Origin of the sequence: Streptomyces ossamyceticus, assembly GCF_001418475.1 — a bacterium.
GTDB classification, from domain to species: domain Bacteria; phylum Actinomycetota; class Actinomycetes; order Streptomycetales; family Streptomycetaceae; genus Streptomyces; species Streptomyces ossamyceticus.
This window is the reverse complement of the sequence record NZ_LIQX01000042.1, coordinates 1-25,335: the sequence shown is the minus strand read 5'-3', so window position 1 is coordinate 25,335 and position 25,335 is coordinate 1. Positions and strand designations below refer to the sequence as shown.

Here is a 25,335-nt window from a genome sequence, read left to right as displayed (position 1 = left end):
GACCACCGCCATCACCGCCGCCGTGACGGCGAACCCCCGCCTCGGCGTCGCCACGGCGCAGGGACCGGCCCGCGGGGGCGCCGAGTTCAACGGGCCGCCGACCGGCGACAAGCGCCCGGCCACCCTCGCGGACGCCATCGCCGCCCGTTTCAGCAGCTAACCGCAGACAGGAGCAGCCCCCATGCCCGTGACCCTCGACGAGGCCAAGAACAACGCCACGGATGACGTTGACGTGCAGGTCATCGACGAGTTCCGCAAGGAATCCGTCCTGCTCGACTCGCTCGTCTTCAACGACGTGGTGAACCCCGCCGGCGACGGCGACACTCTCACCTACACGTACCGCCGGCTGGTCACCCAGCCCACGGCCGCGTTCCGAAAGCTGAACACCGAGTACACCCCGAGCGAGGTCAAGACGCAGCGGTACAGCGTCGATCTCGCCGTACTGGGTGGGTCGTTCGAGGTCGACCGCGTGATCGCCCGTATCGGTCCGGCCGCCTCGAACGCGGTCACGCTGAACATGACGCAGAAGATCAAGGCCGCCCGGACCACGTTTCAGGATGCCGTGATCAACGGCGACCAGGCGACGAACGAGGACTCGTTCGACGGCCTCGACAAGGCCCTGTCCGGGTCGAGCACCGAGTTCCGCCTCGGAGCGGTGACCGACTGGACCGATTTCGACACCGACCCGCGCGCCGAACAGAAGGCCCTCGACATCCTCGACGAGTGGCTGTCACTGCTCGACGGCGCCCCATCCCTGGTGATCGGCAACAGCACCGCGCTTGCCCGCGTGCGGGCCCTCGCCCGCCGAGCCGGCCAGTACACCCGCGACCCGGTCGACGGCCTGATCGGCAACAACGGCCGTCCGATCGTGCGGGAGAGCTACGGCGGGATCACGTTCGTCGACCCCGGGGAGAAGGCGGGCAGTTCCGCGCCGATCATCCCGATTGAGAACCGCACCGTGGGCGGCACCGCCGCGACCGGCCTCACCGACCTGTACGCGGTACGGATCGGCCTCGACGGATTCCACGGCGTGGCCACCGTCGGCGGGCAGCTGGTGAACACGTGGCTCCCCGACTTCACCGCGGCCGGTGCCGTCAAGAAGGGTGAAGTGGAAATGGGCCCGATCGGCGTCGTCCTCAAGGCTACCAAGGCCGCATCCGTCTTCCGCAACATCAAGGTGAGGTGACCCGTGTTCCAGGTGACCACTCCCGTACGGGAGTTCAACGGATGCGTGGCCGGTGTGTGGTTCGTCAGCGGCGAGGCCACCACCGACAGCGAGGGCGCCGTCGCCTACTTCCGGCGCCACGGCTACGACGTGACCCCGCTCGACGACGAGCAGGCCGACGACGGCCCGCCGGGCGATTCCGGTACGACCAGCCCCGACGGCCCGCAGGCGACCAAGCCCGCGGGCCGTTCCCGTTCCAAGGGGTGATCCGTGGGCCGTGTCTACGCCACCCCTGAACAGGTGTGGACCGGCCAGCCGCCGGCGGACGCCGACCGGCTGCTCGCGCGGGCGTCCGAGGACATCGACGATGCCCTGTTGACGGCCGTCTACCGCACCGACAGCGCGGGCATGCCGACCGATCCGGCCGTCGTGACCGCGCTCGCCGAGGCCGTACGAGCGCAGATCGAGTATTGGGCCGCGACCGGCGACGACGGCACGGGCGCGGCCGGGAAGTGGGACGCGGTCAGCATCGGCCCCGTGTCCCTGTCCGGGCGCAAGGACCCGCCCGCCGCCGCGGGCGACGTCGACCTCGCTCCCCGCGCGCACCGCGCCCTCACCCGCGCCGGACTGCTGCCGGGGGTGATCTGGTGAACGTCCCCGAGTGGCTGCTCGTGCACCGGATCACCGTCGAGCCGTACCTCGGCGACAGCGCGTACGGCCCGCAGTACGGCCCGCCGGTCTCCGACGTCCGCGCCCTGGTCGCCGAGAAGATCCGCACCGTGCGCGACCGCGAGGGACGCGAGGTCACGTCCACCGCCCAGATCATCGCCGCCCCCGGCCTCAACTGCCCGGCAGAGTCGCGGATCACCCTCCCCGACGGCCGCACCACCAAGGCGATCAGCGTCGCCCACCACACCGCGCCGGGGCTCCCGGTGCCGCAGTGCACGGAGGTGAGCGCCGAGTGACCCAACGGGCCCGACTGAGATGGAACGGCGCCGCCGCCATGCGCGGCACCCGCGCCGGAGCCGTACGGGGTCTGCGCATGGCCGCCGAGCAAGTGCTCGCCGAGTCACGGAAGGTTGTCCCGATCGAAGAGGCCACCCTCGAACGCTCGGGGGTCGCCACGGTCGACGAGTCGTCGCTCACGGCCGCCGTGTCCTACGACACCCCGTACGCGATCAGGCAGCACGAGGAACTGAACTACCGGCACGACGCCGGTCGTTCGGCGAAGTACCTCGAACGCCCGCTCACCGAGCAGGCCGACACGGTCGCCGAGATCATCGCGGCGCAGCTGCGGAGGTCGCTCCGTGGCTGACCTCGACCCGCTCGACGGCGTCGCCCAGCTGCTCGCCGCGCGCGGGCTGGTCACCTACGACCCGACCGGCACGAGTGGCGATCTGTTCGTCGAGATCATGCCGCCCGCCCCCGATGCCGCGGTCGCCCTGTGGCTGTACGACGGCGAGGCGCCCGACACCCGCAACGCCTACGACACCCCGCGCCTACAGGTGCGCGTACGCGGCGGGCCCGACCCGCGTGTCTCCCGCCGCCGTTGCCGGGCGATCTACAGCGCGCTTCACGGCCTCGCGGGCGTCGCCCTCGCCGACGGGACATGGCTTGTGCTCGCCGCCGCGCGCGGCACCCCGGCCCCGATGGGCCCCGACTCCTCCGGTCGGCACGAACACGTCGTGAACTTCGACCTCAATGTATCGGCCCCCACCGACCACCGCACCGAATAGCACCGCACATAGCACAGTTCAGGTCGCCTTAGAGGAGGAACAGGGAAAGACAACCTGAACGAGTGAATCTTGCGGTCAATTTTCCTCGCGCGCACGCGCGCGCATGTAAGATGTAAACTAATTTTGAATGTATTGAGAATCTGAAATCAATCGAGATCAGATCGAATCAGAATTAATTCTCTTACATTATTCGCGCGCGTGCGCGCCCCCGCGCGAGGGCCGTTCCAGTCCCTCGATCCGCCCCCTTTCCTTGCGCTAGGTTCGCCGCATGAACGAATTCACGGCGGCCGTTGCGCCCCTTACTGCATTCACGGGCGCGATCATTGGCGCGGTAATCATCGTGGCTATTGCACACCCGGACGCGACAATGCGGGTCCGCGCGTTCCGCGTACTGGAGATCCTGTTCGCACGACAGGGTGAAAAGTAGTCACAGCGCAGTACCTATATCTCTTCAGATCAGGCCGGAGCCGACTTTGTCGCTCCGGCCTTTTTCTTTGCTCAGGAGGAAAGATTGGGACGGCCCATAGACGCCCGCGGCTGGGAATTCGAGGTCGAGACCGACACCGCGAACACCTTCACGCGAATAGGTAACCTCACCAGCTGGAACGAGAATCCGGGCGAAAACGAGGAGACCGCCGACACGACCGATTTCGACTCCGACGGCTATTACGAACAGGACGTCATGCAGCGCGGAGCGACGATCGAACTATCGGGCCAGTACAGCGCGACATCCGGCGCCCGCGACCCCGGACAGGACTACGTCGACAAGGTGTGGGCGTACCGGTTCGGCGAGGCATCGCGCGGAACGATGCGCTACCGCCACACCTCACAGGCCGAATGGACCGTGTGGGAATGCACGGTGACCCCCGGCGAGCGCGGCGGCGAGACGAACGCCAAGACCTCTTGGGGCTGCACCTTCACCCGGTGCGGCGCCCCGACTACCGCCCCGGTGGTGACCACATGACCGAGCCCGCCCTCGACCAGGACGGCGCCCCCGAGGTCGCCGACTTCGACGCGTTTTTCGCCGAGCAGGCCGAGCCCGCCAAGCGGGGCGTACCGCTGCGCCTGTACGGGAGGACATACGTCCTCCCGCCCACCCTGCCCGCGCTGTTCACGCTGCAACTGCACCGTGTGCAGCACTCCGCACGCCCCGACGACATCCGTCGCCTGCTCGGCTCCCTGTTCGGCCCCGACGCGGTCGACCACTGGACCGAGGCGGGCATGGACGACCGGCGCCTCGGCATCGTCCTTCTGTGGTCGACGGCCAACGTCGCCGACCCGGGCACCATTTCCATGGAACGCGCCGCGCAGCTGTACGACGAGCGCGAGGCCGCCAAGGGAAAAGCACCGGCACGGAAGACCCCGGCCAAGCCCCGGCCCAAGGGCAAGGGGAAGTCGCGGAATTCTGGCAAGCGGTCCTGAACAACTGGGGTGTGGTCGAGTCCGACCTCGCTCGCGAATACGGCCTCGGTGCCGCCGAGTTGGCGACGCTTTCCACGCGCCGGTTCCTGGTGCTGTTGGCCGGACTTCCCGCCGAATCACGGTTCGCGCACACGTGGCGGAATACGCCCCGCGTGGTGACGGACCCCGAGGAAATCGCCCGGCTCACGGGGCGGTGATCAGCGCGACAACTGAATAACAACTGAACAGCCCGGTGGGGGGTGCCCCTTGTCCCTCACCATCGGTGAACTCACCGGCTATATCGACCTCGACGACTCCGGGGCACAGCGCGGAGTCGACCGAACCGAGGCCGCTCTCGCCGGTCTTCAGCGGGACGCCGACGGCCGGCTCAGGGATCTACGCGGCCGGTTCGTCGCGGCCGGCGCAGAGATGGGCGGCGCCCTCGGCGAGGGAATCGGCGGGGGCGCCGAGGACGCCGGGCGCGGCCTGGCCGGTATCGGGCCCCTGCTCGGCGCGGCGGCGACCAGTACGAAGCTGCTCGCCGGCGGCGCGGTCGTCGCCGCCGGCGCGCTCGCCGCCGTGCCCCTGGCCGTAATCGGCCTCGGCGCGAAAGTCCTCGCCGAGAACGAGCAGGTCAAGGGCGCGTTTTCCGACCTGTCGGAGCACGTCAAGGGGCGAATGCAGGAACTCGCCGCCCCGCTGGTCGAGCCGTTCGTCAACGCGGCTGACCAGCTGGGCGGCATCTTCGACGACCTCGCCCCGCAGATCGGCGCCCTGTTCGAGGGCGTCGCCCCGCTGGTCGAGCCGCTGGTCGACGGCATCGGCGCCCTGGCCAAGGGCGCAATGCCCGGCCTGGTCGCCGCCGTCGAGGCCGCCGGGCCGGTCATCGACGCACTGTCGACCGGCCTCGGCGCGGTCGGCGACGGCCTCGGAGGGTTCTTCGAGGGCGTCGCCACGGGCGCGGGCGGCGCGGCTGAAGGACTCGGCGGCCTGCTCGGCGCGGTCGGCGAGATCCTGCCCGCCCTCGGCGGCCTGATCGGCTCCCTTGCCGAGGCCGGCGGGCCGGTCCTGTCCGCGCTCGCGGGCGCCCTCGGCCCCCTGGTGTCGTCCCTCGCGGACGCCCTCGGCCCCGCCCTCGCCTCCCTCGGCCCGCCGCTCGCGCGGCTGGTCAAGGCACTGGGCGACGGCCTACAGCCGATCGTCGACGCGCTCGGCCCGGTCCTCGCCGCCGCAGCGGACGCGTTCGGCGTCCTGATCGACGCCCTGTCGCCGATCCTGCCCGTCATCGGCGAGCTGGTCGCCTCGCTGCTGCCCGCCGTCACGCCCCTGCTGACGGCGATCGGCGACGTCATCGCCCAGGCCGCGCCGGTCGTCGAGCTGCTGGTCGACGCCCTCGCGGGCGGGCTGCGGCCGATCATCGCGCAGCTGCCGGGGCTGGTCGCCCCTTTCGCGGCTGTTCTCGGCGATCTAGCCGAAACGATCCTGCCGATACTGGCGCGGCTGATCGTCGCCCTGTCGCCGGCCCTCGCCACGGTCGGCGAGTCGTTCGGGCAAATCCTTGTCGCCCTGGCGCCGTTGCTGCCCGCCATCGGCGAGCTGCTGATCGGCGTCCTCACGGCCTTGATGCCGGTCATCGAACCGCTGATCGGCCTTGTCGGCGACCTCGCGGGCATCCTCGCGAACGGCCTCGCCGCCGTGATCGAGCAGGTGGTCGTACCCGTCATCGGCGCCATAGTCGCGCTGCTGCAAGGGGACTTCGGGCAGGCGTGGCAGCTGGCCAAGCAGGCCGTAACGAACGCCGCGAGGCTGATCGGCGAGGCTGCGGCCAAACTCGCCGAGTGGGTCGGCAAGGGCATCACGGCGGCCGTCGACTGGATCAAGGGACTGCCCGGCCGCGCGTACAACGCCCTCGCCCCGCTCGGCGGACAGCTCGCCGCCCGCGCACGCTCCGCCCTGTCCAGCTTCAAAGACTCGATCGTCTCCAAGGCGGGCGAGGCTATCGCGTGGGTGCGCGGACTGCCCGGCCGACTTTCCTCGGCGATCGGGAACCTCGGCTCGCTGCTGGTCGACAAGGGCAAAGACGTTGTCCGCGGCCTGTGGAACGGCGTCAAGTCCATGGGCTCTTGGCTGCGGTCGACCCTGACCGGCTGGGCGAAGGATCTCGTACCGGGCCCCATCGCAAAGGCGTTGGGCATCGCGAGTCCGTCCAAGGTCATGGCGCGCGACGTGGGCCGCTGGATTCCCGCCGGTCTGATCAAGGGCATTGAGGGCGGCGCCGGGGCCCTCGATCGCACCATGCGCAACCTGGTGAGCGCGCCCGCCGCCCCGTCCCTCTCGCCCGCCCTCGCGGGCGCGGGCGCGTACGGGAACCCGTTCGCCGCCGCCTCGACCGGCCGCGCCCTGGTCCACGTCGAGCACTGGCACGCCGCCGAGAACGGCACCCCCGACGACAACGCCCGCGCGCTCGCGTGGCTGGCCAAGGCGAGGGGGTGACGGATGGCCCCCGGCGACCTGATCACCCGCCCCGGACAGGTGCAGTACGGCGGCCTGCTGCTCGGCGCTGGCACGCCGTACCGGTGGCGCGGCATCACCGGGTGGGAAGACCTTCCCGCCCTCGACTCCGGCACCGTGGCGCGCGCGGACGCACACGGCGCACTGCCCGGCCGGCTACTCGCACAGGCCCGGACGATCGGCCTCGACGGGTTGATCATCCGGGCACCGCGGGCGACGGTCGGCGCGGTCGTCGGCGCCCTCAACGCGGGCACGGTGCCGGTCGAGGACGAACGCCCGCTCGTCGCGTGGCTCGACGACCGCGGGCCCCTGCTCGCGTACGCCCGCGCGACCCGGCGGGCGATCCCCGCGACCCTCGGGTACCGCCTCGGCACGATCACCGGGGGCGCCCTTGAGTTCGTCGCCACCGACCCGCGCCGGTACGAACTGACCGAACGGGCCGCCTCGGCGACCCTGCCCATGTCCGAGCCTGGTCTGTCGTGGCCGCTGTCGTGGCCGCTCCCGTTCGGCGACCCGGGCAGTACCGGCGCCCTGTCGGCGATGAACGTCGGCGACGCCGAGGCGCACCCCATCGTGGAGTTCCGGGGGCCGGTGACCCGCCCGTCGTTGACCAGCCTCGCCACGGGCGACGCGGTCGAGTACGACATGCCGCTCGCCGCCGGCGACGTGCTCGCCGTCGACACCCTCGCCGGGACGGTCACCCTCAACGGCACCGCCTCGCGGATCTACACCGCGACCTCGCGCAGCGTGCCCGAGCAGACGTTCACGCTCGCCCCCGGCATCACGAACCTGATCTTCCGCGCCGCGCCCGGCAGCAACGACCCGACGGCGTCGGCGACCGTGCGCTACCGCTCGGCCTACTGGTAAGGAGAACCCCACCGTGACCGTGCGTTCGGCATGGCTGCTGACCAACGGGCAGACCCGCGAGGACACCCGCCTTACGCCGGTCGGCACCTATGCGCCCGAGTCCGAGATGCGCACCCGCGACGGCGTGATCGCCGGCGGGAACCCGTTCGCCGCGACCGGCGCCGGGGCGATGTCCCTACAGATCGGCGTCGGCCGCGCCCAGGTACAGGGCACCGACGCCCAGGGCGCCTATCCGGTGTCGGTCGACGCCCCCGTAACCCTCACCTTCACCGACGGCGAGGCGCAGTTCGCCCGAATCGACTCCGTCGTGTTGCACGTGTACGACCAGCTGTTCGACCAAGGCGGGCAGAACCTCGCCGCCGTCGAAATCGTCCGCGGCACGGGGTCGGCGACCCCCACCGCGCCGACCCTGCCCTCGGCCTGTCTGCGCCTGTGGGACGTGACCGTGCCCGCCGGAGCCTCGGCGGGCGTGGGCGGTATCGACTGGACGTCGGCCCTCGCCGACCGGCGCCACTTCACCTCGGCCTACGGCGGGATCATCCCGCGCGGGTACGGCCTCGCCTTCAACGGCGCGTACGACGGCCAGTACCGCGACAACGGCACCGGGTTGGAACGGTGGGACGCCGCCGCCGGAGCGTGGAAGGCGTACCCGCCGACCCCGACCCGACCCATAAGCACGCGACAGGTCACGGCCGCGCCCGTCAACCAGAGCGGCGCGTTCGTCGACTTCACCGCCGCCGCGTGGCCGCGTATCACCTTCACCGTGCCGCCGTCCGGGGCCGTGTTCGTCACGATTGGCGGACAGGTGAGCAACCGCTCGACCGCGGCCTCAACAGCGTGGATGACGTGGCGGGCGACCGGCGCGTACACCGAGGCACACGGCGCGTTGAACGGCCTGTCGTCCCAGGCAGGCCGCGTGATCGCCTCGCGGCGCGTCTACCGCAACGGCCTTACGCCCGGCGGACAGGTGACGCTCATTCCCGGGTGGAACATCAGCAGCAACGGCGGCACGGACGTGTTCGTGCAAGACGGACAACTGACCGTGGAGTTCGTGCAGTGATCGCGCCGCCGTACCGGCTGCTGTTCTGCGATCTGCGCTCCGACCAGCTGCTCGACGCACTGCCCGTACAGGGCGTCGCCCTCGACGACTACATCGGCAAGACGGGCCGGCTGACCGGCACCGTGCCGATCCCCAACCGCGCCGTTGCCGAGCGGGCCCGCCGGGCGATCGTGCCCGGCCGAACGGCCGTGTGGGTCGAGCGGGGGCGCGACATCTGGTGGGGCGGAATCCTGTGGACGCTCGCCCTCGCCTCGGATGCCCGCGGATTCCTCGGCGCGCAGATTCAGGCCGGCGGGTGGGAAAGCTACCTGTACCGCCGGCTGCTGTACGACACGCAGACCGCCGAGCAGGTCGACCAGTTCGACATAGCCCGCGGTCTGGTCGACTACGCGCAGAACACCCCCGGCGGGAACATCGGCGTCACGTACGACACCGCCGTGTCCGGCGTCCCGCGCGACCGTACATATCTGCGCTACGACCTCCCCACCATCGGCGACCTGCTCGACGACCTCGCCGCCGTCGAGAACGGGTTCGAGTGGCGCATCGCGTCGTTCCGCGACGCCGACGGCCGCCGCGTGAAACAGCTGCAACTCGGACACCCGGTCATCCGCGCGGGGGCGGCCGAGATCGTGCTCGACCACCCCGGCCCGGTCCTGTCCTACACGTGGCCGGTCGACGCCACGGTCAAGGCGAACGCGTGGCAGTCCCGCGGCGCGTCCATCAACGCCAACCAGGCCGCCGAGTCCTACCCGCTCACCTCGCCCGTGCTGGTCGACGACGCCGATATCGCCGCCGGCTGGCCGCGCCTCGACGGCTCCAGCGACTACACCACGGTTGAGGTACAGCCGACCCTCGACGCGCACGCCCGCGCCGACTGGAACGCCGCTCGCAACCCGGTGCAGATACCCGAGGTCGAGGTCGTGCTCGGCGGGAACATCACGCCCGCCCTGCTCGGCGCAACCGTCCGCTTCCGCATCCGCGACCTGTGGCACCCCGACACCCTCGACGCCCGGTACCGCGTCGTCGGCCTGTCCATCACCCCGCCCGAGCGAGGCCGCCCCGAGACGGCCCGCCTGTACCTGGAGGTTCCCTGACCGTGCCGTACGTCCCGCAAGACGTGCTCGACCGGATCGCCGCCCTCGAACGCGAGGTACGGCAACTGCGCGGCCGGGCGCAGATGCGCCCCGCCCTCAACCAGGTGTTGAACGGCGACGTGGTGATCGGCGAGGGCGGGCGCCTGTTCGTCCGCGACCCCGACGGCACGGCCGTGTTCGAGACCGGACAGTCACCGTCCGTCGGCGACTACTTCACCACCCTGCGCCGCGACACGGGCGCCCTCGCCCTCACCATCGGCGCCAACAGCTACCCGGACGACGACGCCCCGACACAGATGGTCCGCGTGTGGGACCGGAACCGGAACGTCATCGTGATGGATGACTACTACAGCGACGAATTCCTCGGCCGCCCGTGGATACCGGTCCAACTCCACCCCACCGAACGGCAGTCGTACGACGGCACGGCCTACGACTCGGCGTGGCTTGGCACCACGCCCGCACATAACGCCGTGCTGCACCTGAACATGCAGACGTACGCGAACACCGGGGGAGGACAGGCCCGCGTACTGCTCAGCCACGACGGCACCGAGACGACCCTCGACGAGTGGGACTGTGCCGCCAACTCATGGACGAGCCGCACTATCGAGCACCCCCTCGACGGCCTGCAATTCCTGTCCTACTTCACGTTGCGCGTCCAGCACCGGAACAAGTCGTCGGGCCAGAACTGCGAGACCCGGCTGTACTCCGCGTACACCCGGAACACCTTCACCGAGGACGAGGCGCCCGACGTGCCGGTCACGGCCGAGGCGAACGCGTCGACCGCCGCACCCGCGGCAGCTTTCGCCGCCGAGGAGGTGTGACGATGCTGCCCGAGGGCATCCCCACCGTGCGCGTGACCGGCCGTTTCCTGTCGCCCGCCGGGGAGCCGCTTACGGGTCAGGTCGTGTTCCGCGCGCCGAGCCTGATCACTTTCGGCGCGTACGACGTGATCCTCGGCGGGCCGGTCACCGCGCCGCTCGACTCCACAGGCGCGTTCGCCGTCGAGGTACCGGCCACCGACGCCCCCGGCATGAACCCGAGCAGCTGGTCGTACACCGTCGCCGAACAGCTCGCGGGCGTCTCGATGAACCGCGTCTATCAAGTCCTCTTGCCCGCCGAGGCACCCGAGGTCGACCTCGCCGACATCGCGCCGACCAACCCCTCGACCCCGAACTACGTCGCCGTACGCGGCGACAGCGCGTACGAGGTCGCCGTCGAGGCCGGATTCGTCGGGACCGTCGCCCAGTGGCTCGCCTCGCTGGTCGGCCCCCGGGGCGTCAAGGGCGACACAGGAGCGACCGGCCCGCAGGGAACGGCCGGCCCGCAGGGAACACAGGGCACCCAGGGACCAGCGGGCACGCCCGGCGTCGTGCAGTCCGTCAACGGCAAGAGCGCCGCCGACGTCGTCCTCGCCGCCGCCGACGTCGGCGCCGTGGCCAACAACGGCGGATACAGCCGCATGGACGGCTCGTTGCACGTCGTCTACGCAGGCACGCAGGCCGACGTGTTCAAAGCCTCGGACGCCGCACAGTCGAAGTACACCGCGGTGAACAAGAACGCCGAACTGATCACCAACGCCACCGCCACGTTCACCGACGCGCGGATCGGCACGACTGCGGCAACCTTCGGCGGAGGAGCGGGCGGCATCCTCGCCTTTGCCAACGCCGGAACGCCGCCCACGTCCAACCCCGCCGGCGCCGTTCTGTGGGCCGAGGGCGGCACGTTGAAGGTGCGGCAGGCTGACGGAACCGTGTTCACTCTCGGCGCGGGGGGCGGCACCGCGTCGGTAACGTCCGTCAACACCAAGACCGGCGACGTAGTCCTCGCCGCCGCCGACGTCGGAGCCGAGGCCGCCGGAACGGCCGTCACCCTCAGCACCACGCAGACGATCAGCGGCTCGAAGACGTTCAGTGCCGTACCGTCGAGCAGCGCGGCACCGACCACCGCGAACCACCTCGCGCGCAAGTCGTACGTAGACGCCGCAGCATTCGCCGGCGAGTGGTCGCCCACCGACCACGGCCTCGCTGCGTGGGCGTTCGACCCCGCCCTCGCCGTGTCGACCGGCCTCTACCCGGGGTCGGGCCCGATGCGGGTAACGGCCGTCATCCTCCGCGCCGCCGCCACGATCAACCGCGTCGTGTGGTTCGCGACCGGCTACGCGGGCGGCCTGCAAACCGGATCGTGGGCCGCCCTGTTCAACAGCAGCGGGACCAGGGTCGCCGCGACCGGCGACATGTCGACGGCCACGTACGAGCCGCCCGAGGAGCACGACGCCGGGGGCGGCACGATATCGAGCCCGCTCACGGCCGCGTACGCCGCAGCAGCCGGCATCTATTACGTGGTCTGGCGCATGGTCTACAACACCACGACCGGCGACGGGCCGATGTTGCTCGCCGCCGAGTCCGGAGCCGGCGCCCCGCCGAACCAGTTCGGTTACACCCTGGTCCGCCGGTTCGGCGTCTACTCGACCGGCGTCGCCGCGGCCCCCGCCTCGATCACCCTGTCGAGCATGGAGAACGGCGCCAATCGCTTTTGGGTCGGCCTCGCGTAGACCGCGCCGACCACTCTTCCCACCGCACGCCCGAGCGCACCGCGCCGGGCGTTTCCTCATGTCTGGAGTAGCACCGTGGCACGCATGCCCGGCGCCGTCTGGCGCCCGATCACCATCAACCACACCAAGGGCGGACAGCAGTCCGTACGCGGCGTCGTCGTTCACATCATGGATGGCACGTACGCGGGAACCGATTCGTGGTTCCGCAACAGCAAGGCCCAGGCGTCGAGTCACTTCGGCACCAGCCGCGCGGGCGCCCTGTGTCAGTGGGTCGACACCTCCGACCGCGCGTGGGCCCAGGCCGACGGAAACCGTACGTGGCTGTCCGTCGAGAACGAGGGCCGCGGCGGCGACGCCCTCACCGACGACCAGCTCGACCGCAACGCCGAGGTACTGGCGTGGGCCCACAAGACCTACGGCGTGCCGCTTCAGATCGCCGACGGCCCCAGCGGGCGCGGCCTCGGCTACCACGCGATGGGCGGTAGCGCGTGGGGCGGGCACACGTCGTGCCCCGGCTCGCGCGTCGTCGCCCAGCTCGCCGAGATCGTCCGCCGGGCGAAGACGCTCGCGGGCGACACCGCACCGAGCGACGACAAGCCCAACACCTACACGCCGCCGAAGTTCCCGACCGGCCTCGCCCCGAACAAGGCCAAGCCGTCGGCGAAGACGCTACAGCGCGCGCTCAAGGCCGCCGGCTACATGCCCAAGAGCGTGACCGAGGCGGACAACTACGGCCCCCAGACTCAGGCCGCGGTCGTCAAGTTCCACAACGCGCACACGCAGTACCGCGCCGCCGGGGTCACCCGCGACCCGGCCATCGGCCCGAAGGGTTGGGCCGCCCTGTTCCGCCTCGCCTACGGCAAGTAGACGCCACCCCAACCCGGCACCGCGCCGCCGGGGCGGGCCCCTGTATCCGCACACACAGAAACGAGGAGTTCCCCCATGAGCCCCGCCAGCAAGCGCACCGTCCGCACCGTCATTCAGGGCGTCGTCATGTTCGCCGTCGCCCTCCCCGCCATCGTGACCGCGTCCGGCATACCCGAGTCCCTGCCGTGGGTCGCCGGCGCCCTCGCCGTCGCCGGTGGCCTCGCGCGCGTCATGGCCCTGCCCGCCGTCGAGCAGCTGCTCGGCCGTGTCGGCCTCGGCCTGGTCGACGACGACCAGGGCGGTAGCGCGTGAACCAACCGCCCCCGCCCGAGTCCGTCGCCGTTGAACTGGAGAAGCTACGCGGCACCATGGCCGAAGGCTTCGCCCGAGTCGACGGCGCCCTCGCCCTACTCGTCCAGCGTGGTGACCAGACCGACGGACGCCTCGACGAACTCGAATCCCGCGTCGACGAACTCGACAACCGCCGGTGGCCTCTTCCGAGTATTGGCGCCATGGTCGGCCTCACCGGCCTAGTCCTCGCCGCGCTCGCTCAACTCCGATAGACAGAGCGCACTTGACGCTACGAAGGCGCCCCTGTCCCGGCTTGAGGCCGGGACAGGGGCGCCTTCGTCGTTTCCACCGATGCGGCTACGCCTCTTCGTCCTCGTCTTCCTCGGAGTCCTCGTTGGCGTCAGCCGCCTTTGAGGCCGGCTGAGCATCGATTACCTCGTCGCCCCGGTAGTAGCGCCACGCGCTCGGATAGTCCCTGCCACGGTTGTCGTACATGATCACGTACCCCATGAGGGCGCTGATCTGCCACGACTGGGGAAGTGCTCGCGCGACGAGCTCGAAGACGCCGTCAGCCGTCATCTCGTATTCAGGGACCGATACGGCGATGTTCTTGAACTGCGCCGACTCTTTGTAACGGAAGTTGTACTTTAGGCCCTGCTTTATCTGCTGAAGCAGATCATGCAACGACCGCTCACCCGGAGTGAGTCCCTCGACCGCACAGTCAAGGTCGATCGGGAACAGCATGTCGAAGTGATTGGCCTTGAGTACGGTAGTGTCCCGTTGTTGACCGGGGTCCTTGTTGCCGAACCCGTTCGCATTCCAAGGAATGTGGCCAGACTTCTTGTACTTCTTGATGAGGAGCTTTTCAGGAGCGACCGCCGAAAAGTCTTCGGCCACGTACAGACACTTGAAGGTCATCTCGTCTATCGAGATCCCTCGCCGACCGGAAATCTTACGCAGGTGATTTCCCAGACGGGATGAAAGCGGCTTATCGGCCTTACCTACGTAGACCAAGTCATGATCGGGCCCTCGGTGCAGCTGGTAGACCCCAGACCTGCTCTGAAGTTTTTCAATCGTGGCGCGTTCGTCCAGCGCGTCAAGGTTTTCCTGAGTCAGCGGAGCCGGAGTGAGATTGTCCAACGCGTCCGCCAGCTGATCACCGAGCGCTTTGGTGATACTGAGGCGGAACTGATCGCTGAACTGGTCGGCCATGTGAGCACCCCGTCCCCTACGAAACTCCTGATCACGGGCACCCTACCTGGTGCAACTGGGGGACACGCGAGGCAAGTTGCGGGATGCGTCACCATGATCACAAACTCCGCGGTACGCTTCTCTCATGCCTGAGCTGCGAGAAGAACGCCAAGAGGTGGGGACCTGTGTCGAGCTGTTCGCCGGCGGCGGGGGGCTCGCGATGGCTGTGCACGCTGCGGGCTTCCGCCCGCTCCTGGTGAATGAGTACGCCAAGCGGGCGTGCGAGACCTTGAGGAGCAACCCGCCGGACCCCAGCGAACCGACGAAGCGTTGGCCGCTCATCCCGGGCGACGTGCGTGACATCGACTTCACCGATGTCGTCACGGACGAGGTCGACGTCCTCGCCGGCGGGCCGCCATGCCAGCCATTCAGCCTGGGAGGCGTGCACAAGGGCATGGAAGACGAGCGGAACATGTTCCCGCAGATGTTCCGCGCCATTCGAGAGATGAGGCCGAAGGCAGTCATCTGCGAGAACGTGCGCGGCCTGCTTCGGCCATCTTTCCGGCCTTACTTCAACTACATCTTGAACGAGATGCGTCTACCGTTCGTGCAGCGAGACAAAGACGCGACGTGGGAAGACCACAACGAAATCCTTGAGAAGCTGATCGCCAACGACTCGGTTGACCTGTCGGAGCGATACATGGTCAAGGAGATGGAGGTCAACGCGGCTGACTACGGGGTTCCGCAGATTCGGAACCGAGTGATCATCGTCGCGTTCCGCGCCGACCTCGGCATCGACTGGGGTGAGTTCATGCCCAAGGAGACGCACTCCGAGGAGTCGCTAATCCACTCCATGCGCGAGGGCGGACCCTACTGGACGGAGCGGCATAAGAAGGTTCCCGCCGAGGTTCGCAAGCGCGTCATCGCCAACCTTCCGGAACTCGACTATGAGAACAAGAAGGTCAAGGAGAAGCTGAAGCTGGAGCCTTGGCGCACACTGCGCGACGCCATCGCGGGAATCGACGAAAACGAGGGCAAGCCGCTTCCGTACGTTACTGAGGAAGCCGTCGAGAAAAAGCTCGAAGTGGGCGGCATCCCCGATCACATCGGATGGCCTGGCGCCCGCGTGTACACCGGGCACACCCCGAACCTCCTTGACCGGCCCGCGAAGACCGTGAAGGCGGGTGTACACGGCGTGCCGGGTGGTGAATCCGTCATGCAGCTGGACAACGTCGACTTCGCCAACTTCGGGGGCGGCGACGGATACCGGTACATGACCGTGCGGGAGACCGCGCGAGTCATGACATTCCCTGACCGTTGGATTCTCGACGGACCACGGGGCGAGAAGATGCGGCAGTTGGGCAACGCCGTGCCCGTCAAGCTTGGAGCGGCCTTCTCAACCGCCGTCGCCAACGCTCTCAAGTCGGTTGGGGCTCTGGAGGACCCGGAGAAGCGGAAGTGACCGAAGCCGCGAGCGATCGGCAGAGGCGTTGGAAGGATCGGATGCCTCCCGATCGGGCGTGGAAGCCGAGAGCGGGTGGAAGCAGGGAGGCCCGAGCGGCTGAGCAGGACCGAGCTGCCGGCAGCCGCCTCGCACGCGCGGTCGACCTCGGCGAGGGCCGATACGCGCGCGCGTCCATCGCCCTGCGCCTGTACCGCAGCACCCGCCGCATCCGCGCCTACCTACGGTGGTCGCAAGAGGGCGAGACACAGGAACGGTACGTCGGCGAGGTAGACGCCGAGACCCGCGCCGCGAACCTGGCACAGGCGTGGGAGATGGCTCACGCGGCCGGTCTCGTGACCACCGAGGCCGTTCCCCCGGAATCATGGGCGTCCTCCGCCGCGTCCCGAGCGGTCATGTCCGCCAACAAGGGACGGGATACGAAGCCCGAGAAGCTGTTGCGGTCCGCGCTCCACAGACAGGGACTGCGATACCGCGTGGGAGCCAGACCGCTCCCCGGCCTGCGCCGGACAGCCGACGTGGTGTTCACCAAGGCCCGCGTCGCCGTCTTCGTCGATGGTTGTTACTGGCATGGCTGTCCTGAACATCACCGGCCCGCGAAGAAGGGCGCGGTGTTCTGGCAAGAGAAGATCGCCGGGAATCGAGCACGTGACGCAGAGACCAATGAAGCACTGCGCAACGCGGGTTGGCTCGTCATCCGCGTGTGGGAACACGAAGACCCGGAGCAAGCGGCGCGAGCGGTGGTCAAGGCAGTGAAGTCGAGGCAGGAGACCAGCCCCGTAGATCAGAGTTGAGTCCCGCTACGTGGACACCACCAGGTGACACAGAAGCGCCCCCGTACGGCCACTCACGGCCGTACGGGGGCGCTTCGTCGTTTGCGACTACGCGGCGACCAGCTCGCGAGCCTGCGCGTTGAAGTCGGCGACGAGCCGACTACGCCCGAAGGGCTGCATGCGCTTCTGTAGGTCCTGTACCGCCTCGACCGCTCGCGACGACTTGACCTGTCGCGTCAGCTTCAGCGTGCGCACTCCAGCGGCGTACGCCGAATCAAGGTCGCGCCGTTGCAGGTGCGAGACCGCGAGCGCGGCCTGTGACATGGCACCGCGCCGGGCCCGCTTCTGCATGGCCGCGTGCGCGATAGAACGGCGCGCGTGTTCCTCGGCCGCGTCCGCGTCGCCCAGGTCACGGAAGGTGTTCGCGTGCTCGCCATGCAGGTACGCCGGGTCGATGAACGCCGCCCAGTCCGGTTCTTCGTCGAGGTTCACCCGCTCGTACGCCCGCTCGGACTGCACGACCGCGTGAGCCGCCGACGACCTGTCGCCGAGCAGGGCGAGCGCCCGCGCTTCCAGACACCACAGGTCCGCCAAGCAGGCCGCCGAGGTTGCCCTCGACAACCCTTGCCGTCCCGCCTGCGCGAGGCGACGGCCCTCGGCAGGGTCGCCGAGTAGCGTCGCCTGATCAGCCATGCCCGCGAGCACGTGCGCGCCTAGCGCCGGGTTCCGCGACTCTTGGGCGAGGCGTAGCGACTGGATCAAGTACCGCTGAGCGATGCTGTGTTCGCCGTTGTCGTAGGCCATCCAGCCGAGTAGGTACGTCTGTTCGGCCGCAGCCTCGCACAACGCGTGCCGAACATCCTCGCTGTGGGCACGTCGTAGCAGCGGGTAGACGTGCTGAGTCATGTATTCGGCCAAGACCAGCCGGCCCGACCCTCCGCCCTGGAAGATGTCCATGCGCTGGAAGGTCGTGAACATGTTCTTCACGGCGGATACGTCCTCAAGGCGTACCCGTGGGCCCGGTTCCGGTTCCTGGTCAAGCGTGTTCAACAGCCAGTCCCGCGAGGGACCTACACCAGCCACGGCCGCGAACGGCGCGGCTGCAAGGAACTTCCGTCGGTCCACGTCAGCTCTCCCCAAGTCTGCGACCACTTCCACCGTAGCCACGTACGAGGGGTTGTACACGAGTGCGGCATCGGCCGATCCGCCGTCACCGAGCCCGAGATCGTACGTCGTGACCCGGAAACCGAAGTGGTCGGAGAAGACACCGGCGAGGATGTCGGGAACGGGATCCCGCGGCGTCTCACCTTCGAGCCAGCACCGAACGCGCGTCGCGTCCGGCGAGATGTGCGGTTGATTCCACTGAAGTGCCTTGGATTTCACGCGTCGGGCTAACTCGCCCCGGCTCATCCTCGACCGTTCGAGCAACTGCGCGAGCTTGTCATTCGGCGTCTTCATCCTCCGGCCCTCCCGCGACGTGGGGTAGCGAAAGCGACACCCTTCGACACCCCCCACGACGGTACCCCGGCTTTCGTCACGCGTGTTGCCTAGTCCGAGGAACCATCCGATCCGCTAACCGGACCGGATCAGTCCACCCGTAAGGGGAGACGCATGATCGAACGACGACGGGACACCGCTCCCGTCAGTTGCGCCCCACCCGGCGGACCGCCGCCGGTCCTGTTACTGGCGAGCGAGCCCCAATCGGCCGGTGCAGCACGCGAGTTCGTACGCGAGTTCGTCCCGTACCACGTGCCCGATGCATCCGAGGACCACGTCGAAAAGGTCGCCCTGGTGACAACCGAACTGGTCACCAACGCGTTCCGGTACGGCACGGAACCCGACGACTCGATCCGCGTCACGCTCGACGCCGACCACGCCCGAACCCGAGTGGAGGTACAAGACCCTGTGAGACGCCACCCCCGACCTCGCCCCGAGTCGCAGGAACGCGACCGTGGGCGCGGCCTGATCATCCTTGACGCCCTGTGCTCGAAATGGGGAGTCGACGACGCGCCGTTCGGCAAAGTCGTATGGGCGGAGGTGACGCACCCGTGACCGCATCAAGCCTCGACGTTCCCCCCGGCCCCGGATTCGTCTCCACGGTGGCCGCCGCGACCGGCATCCGGCGCACCCCCGACGGTGACCTCGTCCAGCTGCTCATCACGCACCCTGGACCGCGCCGATCGAACGAGACGACCGAAACCGTCGAGCACGGTATGCGGCGCCTCGCAACCGCGCTCCACCTCGGCCCCGGCGACCAAGAGCCCCCCGTCATCGGCCCGCAAATCGTGATTCGCATGGGGCGCGTCGCACTCGACTACGGTCACGACCAGTACGTGATGACGATCCCTCCGCCGTCACAGGACTGGTTAGCCCTGGTCACACACGGCGCAATGGTTCGTATTTGCCTGGTGACTGCCCCCCTCGCACTCGGCGCCGGCGGGGACGAGCACGACGCGCACTTACGCGCCAGCCTCGCCGCCGGTCAAGTCATGTGGGGGACCACGTACGCCCGTCGGCGCCTCTGACCGACACGAGGACGGGCCGCCCCGAGGTGGATTGGACCCCGGGCCGACCCGCTGAGGCCGAGCGTACCCGGCGTCACGGCGCACACAGGCGACCGGACGCCGCCGCTCGGCCTCACCGCGCCACAGCACACCCCCGCACCACCCGCGCAGTCCTGCCCATCTACCAAGGGGAAGACAGGGTGACCATGTACCCCGTATCACCGAACACGGTCCTCGCGAACGCACTCAGCCACGCCGTGGACGTGCTCACGCCCCGAGTCCTCGACGCCGCGCCCGAACGGATCGTGTTCGCCGTCGGTACGCAGATCAACGGGGCCCCGCACATCGGTACCTCACTGGTGCAGTCCCTCACGTTCGCCACAGCTGCCCGGCTCCGGGACAAGTTCGGCGTACCCGCCGAGGTCCAGTTCGGCGCCCTCGACAACGCGCCGTACGCCATCGTCAGTGACCACGAGACCGGCCACCGCTATCAACGGGCGTACGCGCACGCCCTCGGCGAGCAGGGCATCGCCGACCAGGTCGACACGCTGTACCGCCCCCTGTTCAACGCTCTGTCCGAGCGGCTGCACGTCCCGTACTCCGTCGAGACATACAGCCAGCAGCAGGCCGGCGAGCACTTCCGCCGTACGTGGCTGCGCGTGCTGCCGCGCATGGACGCCGCCCGATGGTGGCTCGCGCCGTCCTCGGGCGTCGCACACCTCCGCGTGCCCTGCCCCCGTCCCGGCTGCGGGTGGGCCGAGAAGTACGCCCAGCGCACGCACGTACAGCACACCGAAGCCGACCGCGCGACGATCTCGGCCGTCTGCCTGCACCACGGCGAGTACGAGGTCGTCATCGGCCCGGACGGCGAGGGATACCTCGACCTCGCCACCCTGTACCGGAACATGGTCAAGGAACTGGCCGTCACCAGCACGCGCGGCACCCTGTACGTGATGGTGAAGGGCGGCGACTGGGTGTTCGGTTCGCAGCTGGTCGACGGCGCGTTACAGGCCGTCGGCCTCACCCAAGGACAGCTGCCCGCCCGGCTGTTCTGCCCGCAGATCGTCAGCGACACCGGCGCCAAGCTGTCCAAGTCCCTCATTCGGGAAGGGCGCGCGCCCTTGCCCGAGGGCGCGGCGCCTTGGATGCTCGACACTCGGGAGTGGCCAGGGTTGGTGTCCGAGTACGTCGACCGACTGCTCAACATGACCGAGGTCGTCCTGTCCGACCCTCGCCATTTCTTCCGCTCGTACTCCGCCGGCGAACTCGCCCGGATGATGACCGCACCAGCAGCTAGGAGCGTTCCCGCCCCATGACGGACACCGCCGCTCGCGTCCGCGAGCTGAACCTCTACCGGCGCTATTTCGACCTGGTCGCCGCGGGTAAGAAGACGACTGAGGTACGGGTGAAGTACCCGCACCTTGCCGACCTCGCCGCGGGCGATGTGATCCGGTTCCGGATCAAGGGCACCGACGAGACATGCGACGTGTCGGTCCAGCAGGTCACGGAGTACCCGGATTTCGAGGCCCTGCTCGACGGCGAGGGACCGGCCAACGTCAACCCGACGGCGACCCGCGACGAACAGCTCGCCAACATCCGGAACATCTACCCGCCCGAAAAGGAAGCGCTCGGCGCCCTCGCAATCAAGATCGAACTGCGCACCCCCTGACGGCCGCTCCGCCCCTGTTCCCCTGCGGGGGCGGCGAGGTCCGCAACACAAGCGACCCCGGCACCATGACCACAGGTGCCGGGGTCGCTTGTTGCCCCTACCGCGTATCGCCCCAGTTCAGAGCCCCATTAGGCCCCGCATGTTTTGGGCACACTGTTCCACATGAGGGTCGCGACCCGCTCGTCGCCCTCGACCCCGAGGTCCTCACGCAGGGCATGGGCCAGCTGGGCGGTCCGGGCGCCGATCTCGGCGTAGGAGCGGCGGTCGGGTTCCCCCTCGCCGGTCCATGTGATCACCTGCGACGTCCCGTGGATGACCTGCCCGTGGGTCAGGATCCTGGAGATCAACAGCGGTACGTCCTGCATGGTGCTCAGCACGGCGTCCTCCCGGGGCGGCTCTGCCTACGCGGTGGTAACGGTTGCGCTGATTCTGCTCACATACCGCGCGGTATGTCACTAGGTGCCGGGATGATCGATCAGAGAGCGTTACCCGAGGGGCTTGATCGCAGCCGCATGTCAGGCCAACGATCGGGCTAGCGGACGGGTTCCAGTTCCGGGTCCTCACGCAGTTTGCCGAGCGCCCGCGACACCGCCGACTTCACCGTGCCCACCGAGACGCCGAGGACCTCGGCCGTCTGCACCTCGCTGAGATCCTCGTAGTACCTGAGGACCACCATCGCCCGCTGGCGGGCCGGCAGCTTCATGATCGCTCGCCACATCGCGTCGTGCAGCGCCTGCTGTTCGGCCGGGTCCGACGAGTGGACACCGTCCGGCTCGGGCAGTTCGTCGCACGCGAACTCGTCCACCTTGCGCTTGCGCCACTGGGACGTCCGCGTGTTCAGCAGCGCCCGCCGCACGTACCCGTCGAGTGCCCGGTGGTCCTCGATCCGTTCCCAGGCGACGTACGTCTTGGCCAGCGCGGTCTGCAGCAGATCCTCGGCGTCGCTCGGGTTCGCCGTCAGTGACCGGGCGGTCCGCAGCAGCAGCGGCTGGCGGGCCTTCACGTACGCCGAGAACGACGGGTACGACAGGGTCACCAGCGACGGGTTCGACAGGGTCCGCGTCGCCGGTGCAGCGGCGTTCGAAGCGCTGGTGCAGACGAGTGTGGTCATGGCTCCACGCTAGGAGCGGGCCCGCCCCGGCGGATCGGCCGCAGGTCCCTAAGACGAATCCCCCTCAGGTTGTAGGAGTGGGGCAGACCCCACCTACTGGAGGTGGATGAACGGCCCCCATCCACTGAGGGTGTATCCCTGAGGAACGCCTGCCCGGACCGTACGGGCCCGCCTGGTCGAGGCATCCGGGGCGCGCCCCGCAGAGGTACGGGAGCGCCCGCACGAGGTGTACGGGTACGAGGCCGCCGCCCTCACCCGTCCGTGCCCAGCACCAGGCCCGAGGTCGGTACTCCGGTGCCCGCGGTGACCAGGACGTGTTCCGTGTCGGCGATCTGGTTGACCGCGGTGCCGCGAAGCTGCCGTACCGCCTCCGCGATGCCGTTCATACCGTGCAGATACGCCTCGCCGAGCTGGCCGCCGTGCGTGTTCAGCGGGATCCGTTCCTCCGCGACGAAGCCGGCCGCCTCCCCGGCCGCGCAGAACCCGAACTCCTCCAGTTGCATCAGCACGAACGGCGTGAAGTGGTCGTAGAGGATGCCCACGTCGATGTCGCCCGGCCCGAGCCCGGAGGTCCGCCACAGCTGGCGCGCGACGACGCCCATCTCGGGCAGCCCCGTCAGATCGGTGCCGTAGAAGCTCGTCATCTGCTCCTGGGCCCGGCCGGCTCCCTGGGCGGCGGCGACGATCACCGCGGGCGGCTTCGGCAGGTCCCGCGCCCGCTCCACCGATGTCACGACGAGGGCCTGGCCGCCGTCCGTCTCCTGGCAGCAGTCCAGCAGCCGCAGCGGCTCGACGATCCACCGGGAGGCGGCATGCTCGGCGAGCGTGATGGGGCGCCCGTGGAAGTACGCCGCCGGGTTCGTCGCCGCGTACTTGCGGTCCACCACCGCCACGTGCCCGAACGCCTCCGGGGTCAGCCCGTACGTGTGGAGGTACCGCTGCGCCGCCATCGCCACCCAGGACGCGGGGGTGAGCAGCCCGAACGGCAGGGTCCAGCCGAGTGCCGTCCCCTCCGCCGACGGCTCGCGGTGACGCACCCCGGCCCCGAACCGCCGCCCCGACCGCTCGTTGAACGCGCGGTAGCAGACCACGACCTCCGCGATGCCCGTCGCCACGGCGAGCGCCGCCTGCTGCACCGTCGCGCACGCCGCCCCGCCGCCGTAGTGGACGCGGGAGAAGAAGGACAGCTCCCCGATGCCGGCGGCCTGCGCGACCGTGATCTCCGGGCTCGTGTCCATCGTGAACGTCACCAGCCCGTCCACGTCCGCGGGCGCCAGCCCCGCGTCGTCCAGCGCGGCCCGCACCGCCTCCACGGCCAGCCGCAGCTCGCTGCGCCCCGAGTCCTTGGAGAAGTCGGTCGCCCCGATCCCGACGACGGCGGCCCGCCCGCCGAGCCGGTCCTTCGCCCGCACGCTCATACGACACCCTCCGCCGGGACCGTGACGGTGACGGTCCCCGTGACATGACGGCCGATGCCGTTGTCCCCCACGACCTTCACGGTGGCCGTGTCCCCGTCGACCGCCTCGACCGAGCCGGACAACACCATCGTGTCGCCGGGGTAGTTGGGCGCGCCGAGCCGGATCGCGACCCTGCGCAGGACGGCACGCGGGCCGAAGCAGTCGGTGACGTACCGTCCGACCAGCCCGTTCGTCGTCAGGATGTTCATGAAGACGTCGGGCGATCCGCGCCGCCGCGCCAGCTCCGGATCGTGGTGCACGTCCTGGTAGTCGCGCGAGGCGATGGCTCCGGCGACCACGAGGGTCCGCGTGATCGGGATCCGCAGCGGAGGAAGCCCGTCGCCGGCCCTCATGCCCGCACCCCTTCCTCCGCACGGAACACGGGCAACTCCAACTCCTCGTCGTACCGCACGAAGGCGAGCCGTACGGGCATGCCGATCTGCACCTTGTCGTACGGCACGCCGATGACGTTGCTGATCATCCGTACGCCCTCGGCGAGTTCGATCAGGCCGACGGCGTAGGGGGGATCGAAGGCCGGGAAGGGCGGGTGGTGCATGACGACGTATGAGTGGACGGTGCCCTCGCCGCTCGCCTCGACGGTGTCCCACTCGGGCGAGCCGCACGCGTTGCACCCCGGCAGCCAGGGGAAACGCAGCGTGCCGCATCCGGTGCAGCGCTGGATGAGGAGGCGGTGCCGTGCGACGCCCTCCCAGAAGCCGGCGTTGTCGCGGTTGACGACGGGGCGGGGGCGGCGCGGAGCCGGTTCCGGGGGCGGGGCCGGGGGCGCGGCGCGCGGCGCGTATTTGAGGATCCGGAAGCGATGGGTGCCGACGAGTTCGTCGCCGACGCGGACGTCCATGCGGGTGGTGACGAAGTAGCCGGTGCCGAGCTTGGTGGTCTTCCGGTCCGACACCGACTCGATGACCGAGTCGAAGCTGATCTCGTCGCCGGGGCGCAGCGCCCGCAGGTACTCCTGCTCGCAGTCGGTTGCGACGACGGAGGTGTACCCGGCGCCGTCGAGGAGGGCGAGGAGTTCCTCGTACGCCGACGAACGCGTCTCGTGTCCGCTCAGCCCGCCCATCGTCCACACCTGGAGCATGGTGGGCGGGGCGATCGCGTCGGGGCCGGTGTACGCGGGGTTGGTGTCGCCCATGGCCTCGCACCAGTGCCGGATCATGGGCGGGTTGACGGGATCCTTGCCGAGGCCACCGCGTACGGCGGGGCGCCCCTCGTAGACCTTGAGTCGCACGGACAGATCCTCGACCACCACGCCACGGCCCCCTCCGGAGGTTTCTGACTATCCGTCAGATTGAAGGAAGAGGTGGGGGAACTGTCAATACACCGGTGCGGCGGCATGGAAACACCCTGCCGATCCGGCCGCGTCCCTGCATCACGTCAAACGCCTGTGCGGCGGCACCGAAGTACCGCCGCACAGGCGCACCACACCCCACGACATGCCCCACACCGGGGGCGGCCGGCGGCGGTGTCGATGCGGCCAACGGATCGAACGCGGCCAACGCCGGAATCCTCGGCAGCGGAGTCGCAGGGGCCGGGCCGGCCGCCCCCGGTGTGGGGCATGTCGTGGGGTGTGGTGCGCCTGTGCGGCGGTACTTCGGTGCCGCCGC

At 69.4% G+C, this 25,335-nt stretch carries 31 protein-coding genes and 1 pseudogene; 25 read left to right on the top strand and 7 right to left on the bottom strand.

The window, feature by feature from the left end:
- Positions 1–181 precede the first annotated feature (181 nt).
- The 19 genes from AOK15_RS04140 (at position 182) to AOK15_RS04055 (ending at position 13,815) form a co-directional block, all read left to right on the top strand.
- Positions 182–1,186: a major capsid protein gene (locus tag AOK15_RS04140; RefSeq protein WP_055512847.1), complete on the top strand. Its 1,005-nt coding sequence runs from the start codon at positions 182–184 to the stop codon at positions 1,184–1,186.
- A gap of 3 nt (positions 1,187–1,189) precedes the next feature.
- Positions 1,190–1,432: a hypothetical protein gene (locus AOK15_RS04135; protein ID WP_055512845.1), complete on the top strand. Its 243-nt coding sequence runs from the start codon at positions 1,190–1,192 to the stop codon at positions 1,430–1,432.
- Between the two features lie 3 nt (positions 1,433–1,435).
- A complete protein-coding gene (locus tag AOK15_RS04130; RefSeq protein WP_055512842.1) occupies positions 1,436–1,816 on the top strand; it encodes a hypothetical protein in 381 nt (126 codons plus the stop codon).
- Positions 1,813–2,130 carry a hypothetical protein gene (locus AOK15_RS04125; protein WP_055512841.1) on the top strand — a complete coding sequence of 106 codons (318 nt, stop codon included), beginning with the start codon at positions 1,813–1,815 and terminating at the stop codon, positions 2,128–2,130. Before AOK15_RS04130 ends, AOK15_RS04125 begins: the two co-directional genes overlap by 4 nt.
- Positions 2,127–2,480, top strand: a complete 354-nt coding sequence (locus AOK15_RS04120) for a minor capsid protein (RefSeq protein ID WP_079058295.1) — start codon at positions 2,127–2,129, stop codon at positions 2,478–2,480. The genes AOK15_RS04125 and AOK15_RS04120 overlap by 4 nt, the downstream gene beginning before the upstream one ends.
- A complete protein-coding gene (locus AOK15_RS04115; protein ID WP_055512839.1) occupies positions 2,473–2,901 on the top strand; it encodes a minor capsid protein in 429 nt (142 codons plus the stop codon). The genes AOK15_RS04120 and AOK15_RS04115 overlap by 8 nt, the downstream gene beginning before the upstream one ends.
- A 268-nt stretch (positions 2,902–3,169) precedes the next feature.
- The gene (locus AOK15_RS44820) at positions 3,170–3,328 is read left to right on the top strand and encodes a hypothetical protein (protein ID WP_157870154.1); all 159 of its coding nucleotides are present in this window, start codon (positions 3,170–3,172) and stop codon (positions 3,326–3,328) included.
- Between the two features lie 84 nt (positions 3,329–3,412).
- Positions 3,413–3,865, top strand: a complete 453-nt coding sequence (locus tag AOK15_RS04110) for a phage tail tube protein (protein WP_055512837.1) — start codon at positions 3,413–3,415, stop codon at positions 3,863–3,865.
- The gene (locus tag AOK15_RS04105; protein ID WP_063798942.1) at positions 3,862–4,323 is read left to right on the top strand and encodes a hypothetical protein; all 462 of its coding nucleotides are present in this window, start codon (positions 3,862–3,864) and stop codon (positions 4,321–4,323) included. The genes AOK15_RS04110 and AOK15_RS04105 overlap by 4 nt, the downstream gene beginning before the upstream one ends.
- Before the next feature lie 11 nt (positions 4,324–4,334).
- Positions 4,335–4,520, top strand: a complete 186-nt coding sequence (locus AOK15_RS04100) for a hypothetical protein (RefSeq protein ID WP_055512834.1) — start codon at positions 4,335–4,337, stop codon at positions 4,518–4,520.
- Between the two features lie 49 nt (positions 4,521–4,569).
- Positions 4,570–6,795 (top strand): phage tail protein, encoded by a 2,226-nt coding sequence (locus AOK15_RS44815; protein ID WP_055512832.1) that lies wholly within the window; start codon positions 4,570–4,572, stop codon positions 6,793–6,795.
- Positions 6,796–6,798: 3 nt separating this feature from the next.
- Positions 6,799–7,680, top strand: coding sequence for a phage distal tail protein (locus AOK15_RS04090; RefSeq protein WP_055512830.1), 882 nt, complete (start codon positions 6,799–6,801; stop codon positions 7,678–7,680).
- Between the two features lie 13 nt (positions 7,681–7,693).
- The gene (locus AOK15_RS04085; protein ID WP_055512828.1) at positions 7,694–8,740 is read left to right on the top strand and encodes a hypothetical protein; all 1,047 of its coding nucleotides are present in this window, start codon (positions 7,694–7,696) and stop codon (positions 8,738–8,740) included.
- Positions 8,740–9,834, top strand: a complete 1,095-nt coding sequence (locus tag AOK15_RS04080; RefSeq protein WP_055512852.1) for a hypothetical protein — start codon at positions 8,740–8,742, stop codon at positions 9,832–9,834. The genes AOK15_RS04085 and AOK15_RS04080 overlap by 1 nt, the downstream gene beginning before the upstream one ends.
- A 2-nt stretch (positions 9,835–9,836) precedes the next feature.
- Complete coding sequence (locus AOK15_RS04075; protein ID WP_055512827.1) at positions 9,837–10,655, top strand: hypothetical protein; 819 nt, start codon at positions 9,837–9,839, stop codon at positions 10,653–10,655.
- 2 nt (positions 10,656–10,657) lie between these two features.
- Positions 10,658–12,385: a collagen-like protein gene (locus tag AOK15_RS48265; protein ID WP_055512826.1), complete on the top strand. Its 1,728-nt coding sequence runs from the start codon at positions 10,658–10,660 to the stop codon at positions 12,383–12,385.
- An 84-nt stretch (positions 12,386–12,469) separates the two neighbouring features.
- A complete protein-coding gene (locus AOK15_RS46485) occupies positions 12,470–13,252 on the top strand; it encodes a peptidoglycan recognition protein family protein (RefSeq protein WP_240508296.1) in 783 nt (260 codons plus the stop codon).
- A gap of 75 nt (positions 13,253–13,327) precedes the next feature.
- Complete coding sequence (locus AOK15_RS04060; protein WP_055512824.1) at positions 13,328–13,564, top strand: hypothetical protein; 237 nt, start codon at positions 13,328–13,330, stop codon at positions 13,562–13,564.
- A complete protein-coding gene (locus tag AOK15_RS04055; RefSeq protein ID WP_055512822.1) occupies positions 13,561–13,815 on the top strand; it encodes a hypothetical protein in 255 nt (84 codons plus the stop codon). Before AOK15_RS04060 ends, AOK15_RS04055 begins: the two co-directional genes overlap by 4 nt.
- A gap of 85 nt (positions 13,816–13,900) precedes the next feature.
- Here the strand turns inward: AOK15_RS04055 and AOK15_RS04050 are convergent, their stop codons facing one another.
- Complete coding sequence (locus AOK15_RS04050; protein ID WP_055512820.1) at positions 13,901–14,755, bottom strand: Eco29kI family restriction endonuclease; 855 nt, start codon at positions 14,753–14,755, stop codon at positions 13,901–13,903.
- 124 nt (positions 14,756–14,879) lie between these two features.
- Between AOK15_RS04050 and AOK15_RS04045 the strand changes: the two genes are divergently transcribed.
- Both AOK15_RS04045 and AOK15_RS04040 read left to right on the top strand, forming a co-directional pair.
- On the top strand, positions 14,880–16,196 hold the full coding sequence (locus tag AOK15_RS04045) for a DNA cytosine methyltransferase (RefSeq protein WP_055512818.1): 1,317 nt from the start codon (positions 14,880–14,882) through the stop codon (positions 16,194–16,196).
- Positions 16,193–16,990: a very short patch repair endonuclease gene (locus AOK15_RS04040; protein WP_055512815.1), complete on the top strand. Its 798-nt coding sequence runs from the start codon at positions 16,193–16,195 to the stop codon at positions 16,988–16,990. Before AOK15_RS04045 ends, AOK15_RS04040 begins: the two co-directional genes overlap by 4 nt.
- Before the next feature lie 87 nt (positions 16,991–17,077).
- Here AOK15_RS04040 and AOK15_RS04035 read toward each other — a convergent pair whose 3' ends face one another.
- Positions 17,078–18,427: an NsdA family TPR-like regulatory protein gene (locus AOK15_RS04035; RefSeq protein WP_055512809.1), complete on the bottom strand. Its 1,350-nt coding sequence runs from the start codon at positions 18,425–18,427 to the stop codon at positions 17,078–17,080.
- Between the two features lie 153 nt (positions 18,428–18,580).
- On the opposite strand from AOK15_RS04035, the gene AOK15_RS04030 reads away from it, so the two are divergent.
- The 4 genes from AOK15_RS04030 (at position 18,581) to AOK15_RS04015 (ending at position 21,142) form a co-directional block, all read left to right on the top strand.
- The gene (locus AOK15_RS04030) at positions 18,581–19,021 is read left to right on the top strand and encodes an ATP-binding protein (protein ID WP_055512807.1); all 441 of its coding nucleotides are present in this window, start codon (positions 18,581–18,583) and stop codon (positions 19,019–19,021) included.
- Positions 19,018–19,494 (top strand): hypothetical protein, encoded by a 477-nt coding sequence (locus AOK15_RS04025; protein ID WP_055512805.1) that lies wholly within the window; start codon positions 19,018–19,020, stop codon positions 19,492–19,494. Before AOK15_RS04030 ends, AOK15_RS04025 begins: the two co-directional genes overlap by 4 nt.
- 179 nt (positions 19,495–19,673) lie before the next feature.
- Positions 19,674–20,789, top strand: a complete 1,116-nt coding sequence (locus AOK15_RS04020) for a hypothetical protein (RefSeq protein ID WP_055512804.1) — start codon at positions 19,674–19,676, stop codon at positions 20,787–20,789.
- A complete protein-coding gene (locus AOK15_RS04015; protein ID WP_055512802.1) occupies positions 20,786–21,142 on the top strand; it encodes an ASCH domain-containing protein in 357 nt (118 codons plus the stop codon). Before AOK15_RS04020 ends, AOK15_RS04015 begins: the two co-directional genes overlap by 4 nt.
- Positions 21,143–21,294: 152 nt before the next feature.
- Here AOK15_RS04015 and AOK15_RS04010 read toward each other — a convergent pair.
- The 5 genes and pseudogenes from AOK15_RS04010 to AOK15_RS03990 all read right to left on the bottom strand — a co-directional run.
- Positions 21,295–21,519 (bottom strand): annotated as a pseudogene (locus AOK15_RS04010) (fatty acid--CoA ligase); the annotation flags it as partial.
- Positions 21,520–21,674: 155 nt separating this feature from the next.
- Entirely contained in the window at positions 21,675–22,253 is a 579-nt protein-coding gene (locus tag AOK15_RS04005) for a SigE family RNA polymerase sigma factor (protein ID WP_055512799.1), read from the bottom strand.
- 251 nt (positions 22,254–22,504) lie between these two features.
- The gene (locus tag AOK15_RS04000; RefSeq protein WP_055512798.1) at positions 22,505–23,671 is read right to left on the bottom strand and encodes a lipid-transfer protein; all 1,167 of its coding nucleotides are present in this window, start codon (positions 23,669–23,671) and stop codon (positions 22,505–22,507) included.
- Positions 23,668–24,063: a MaoC family dehydratase gene (locus tag AOK15_RS03995; protein WP_055512797.1), complete on the bottom strand. Its 396-nt coding sequence runs from the start codon at positions 24,061–24,063 to the stop codon at positions 23,668–23,670. Before AOK15_RS03995 ends, AOK15_RS04000 begins: the two co-directional genes overlap by 4 nt.
- On the bottom strand, positions 24,060–24,965 hold the full coding sequence (locus tag AOK15_RS03990) for a bifunctional MaoC family dehydratase N-terminal/OB-fold nucleic acid binding domain-containing protein (RefSeq protein ID WP_420876851.1): 906 nt from the start codon (positions 24,963–24,965) through the stop codon (positions 24,060–24,062). Before AOK15_RS03990 ends, AOK15_RS03995 begins: the two co-directional genes overlap by 4 nt.
- Between the last annotated feature and the right edge of the window lie 370 nt (positions 24,966–25,335).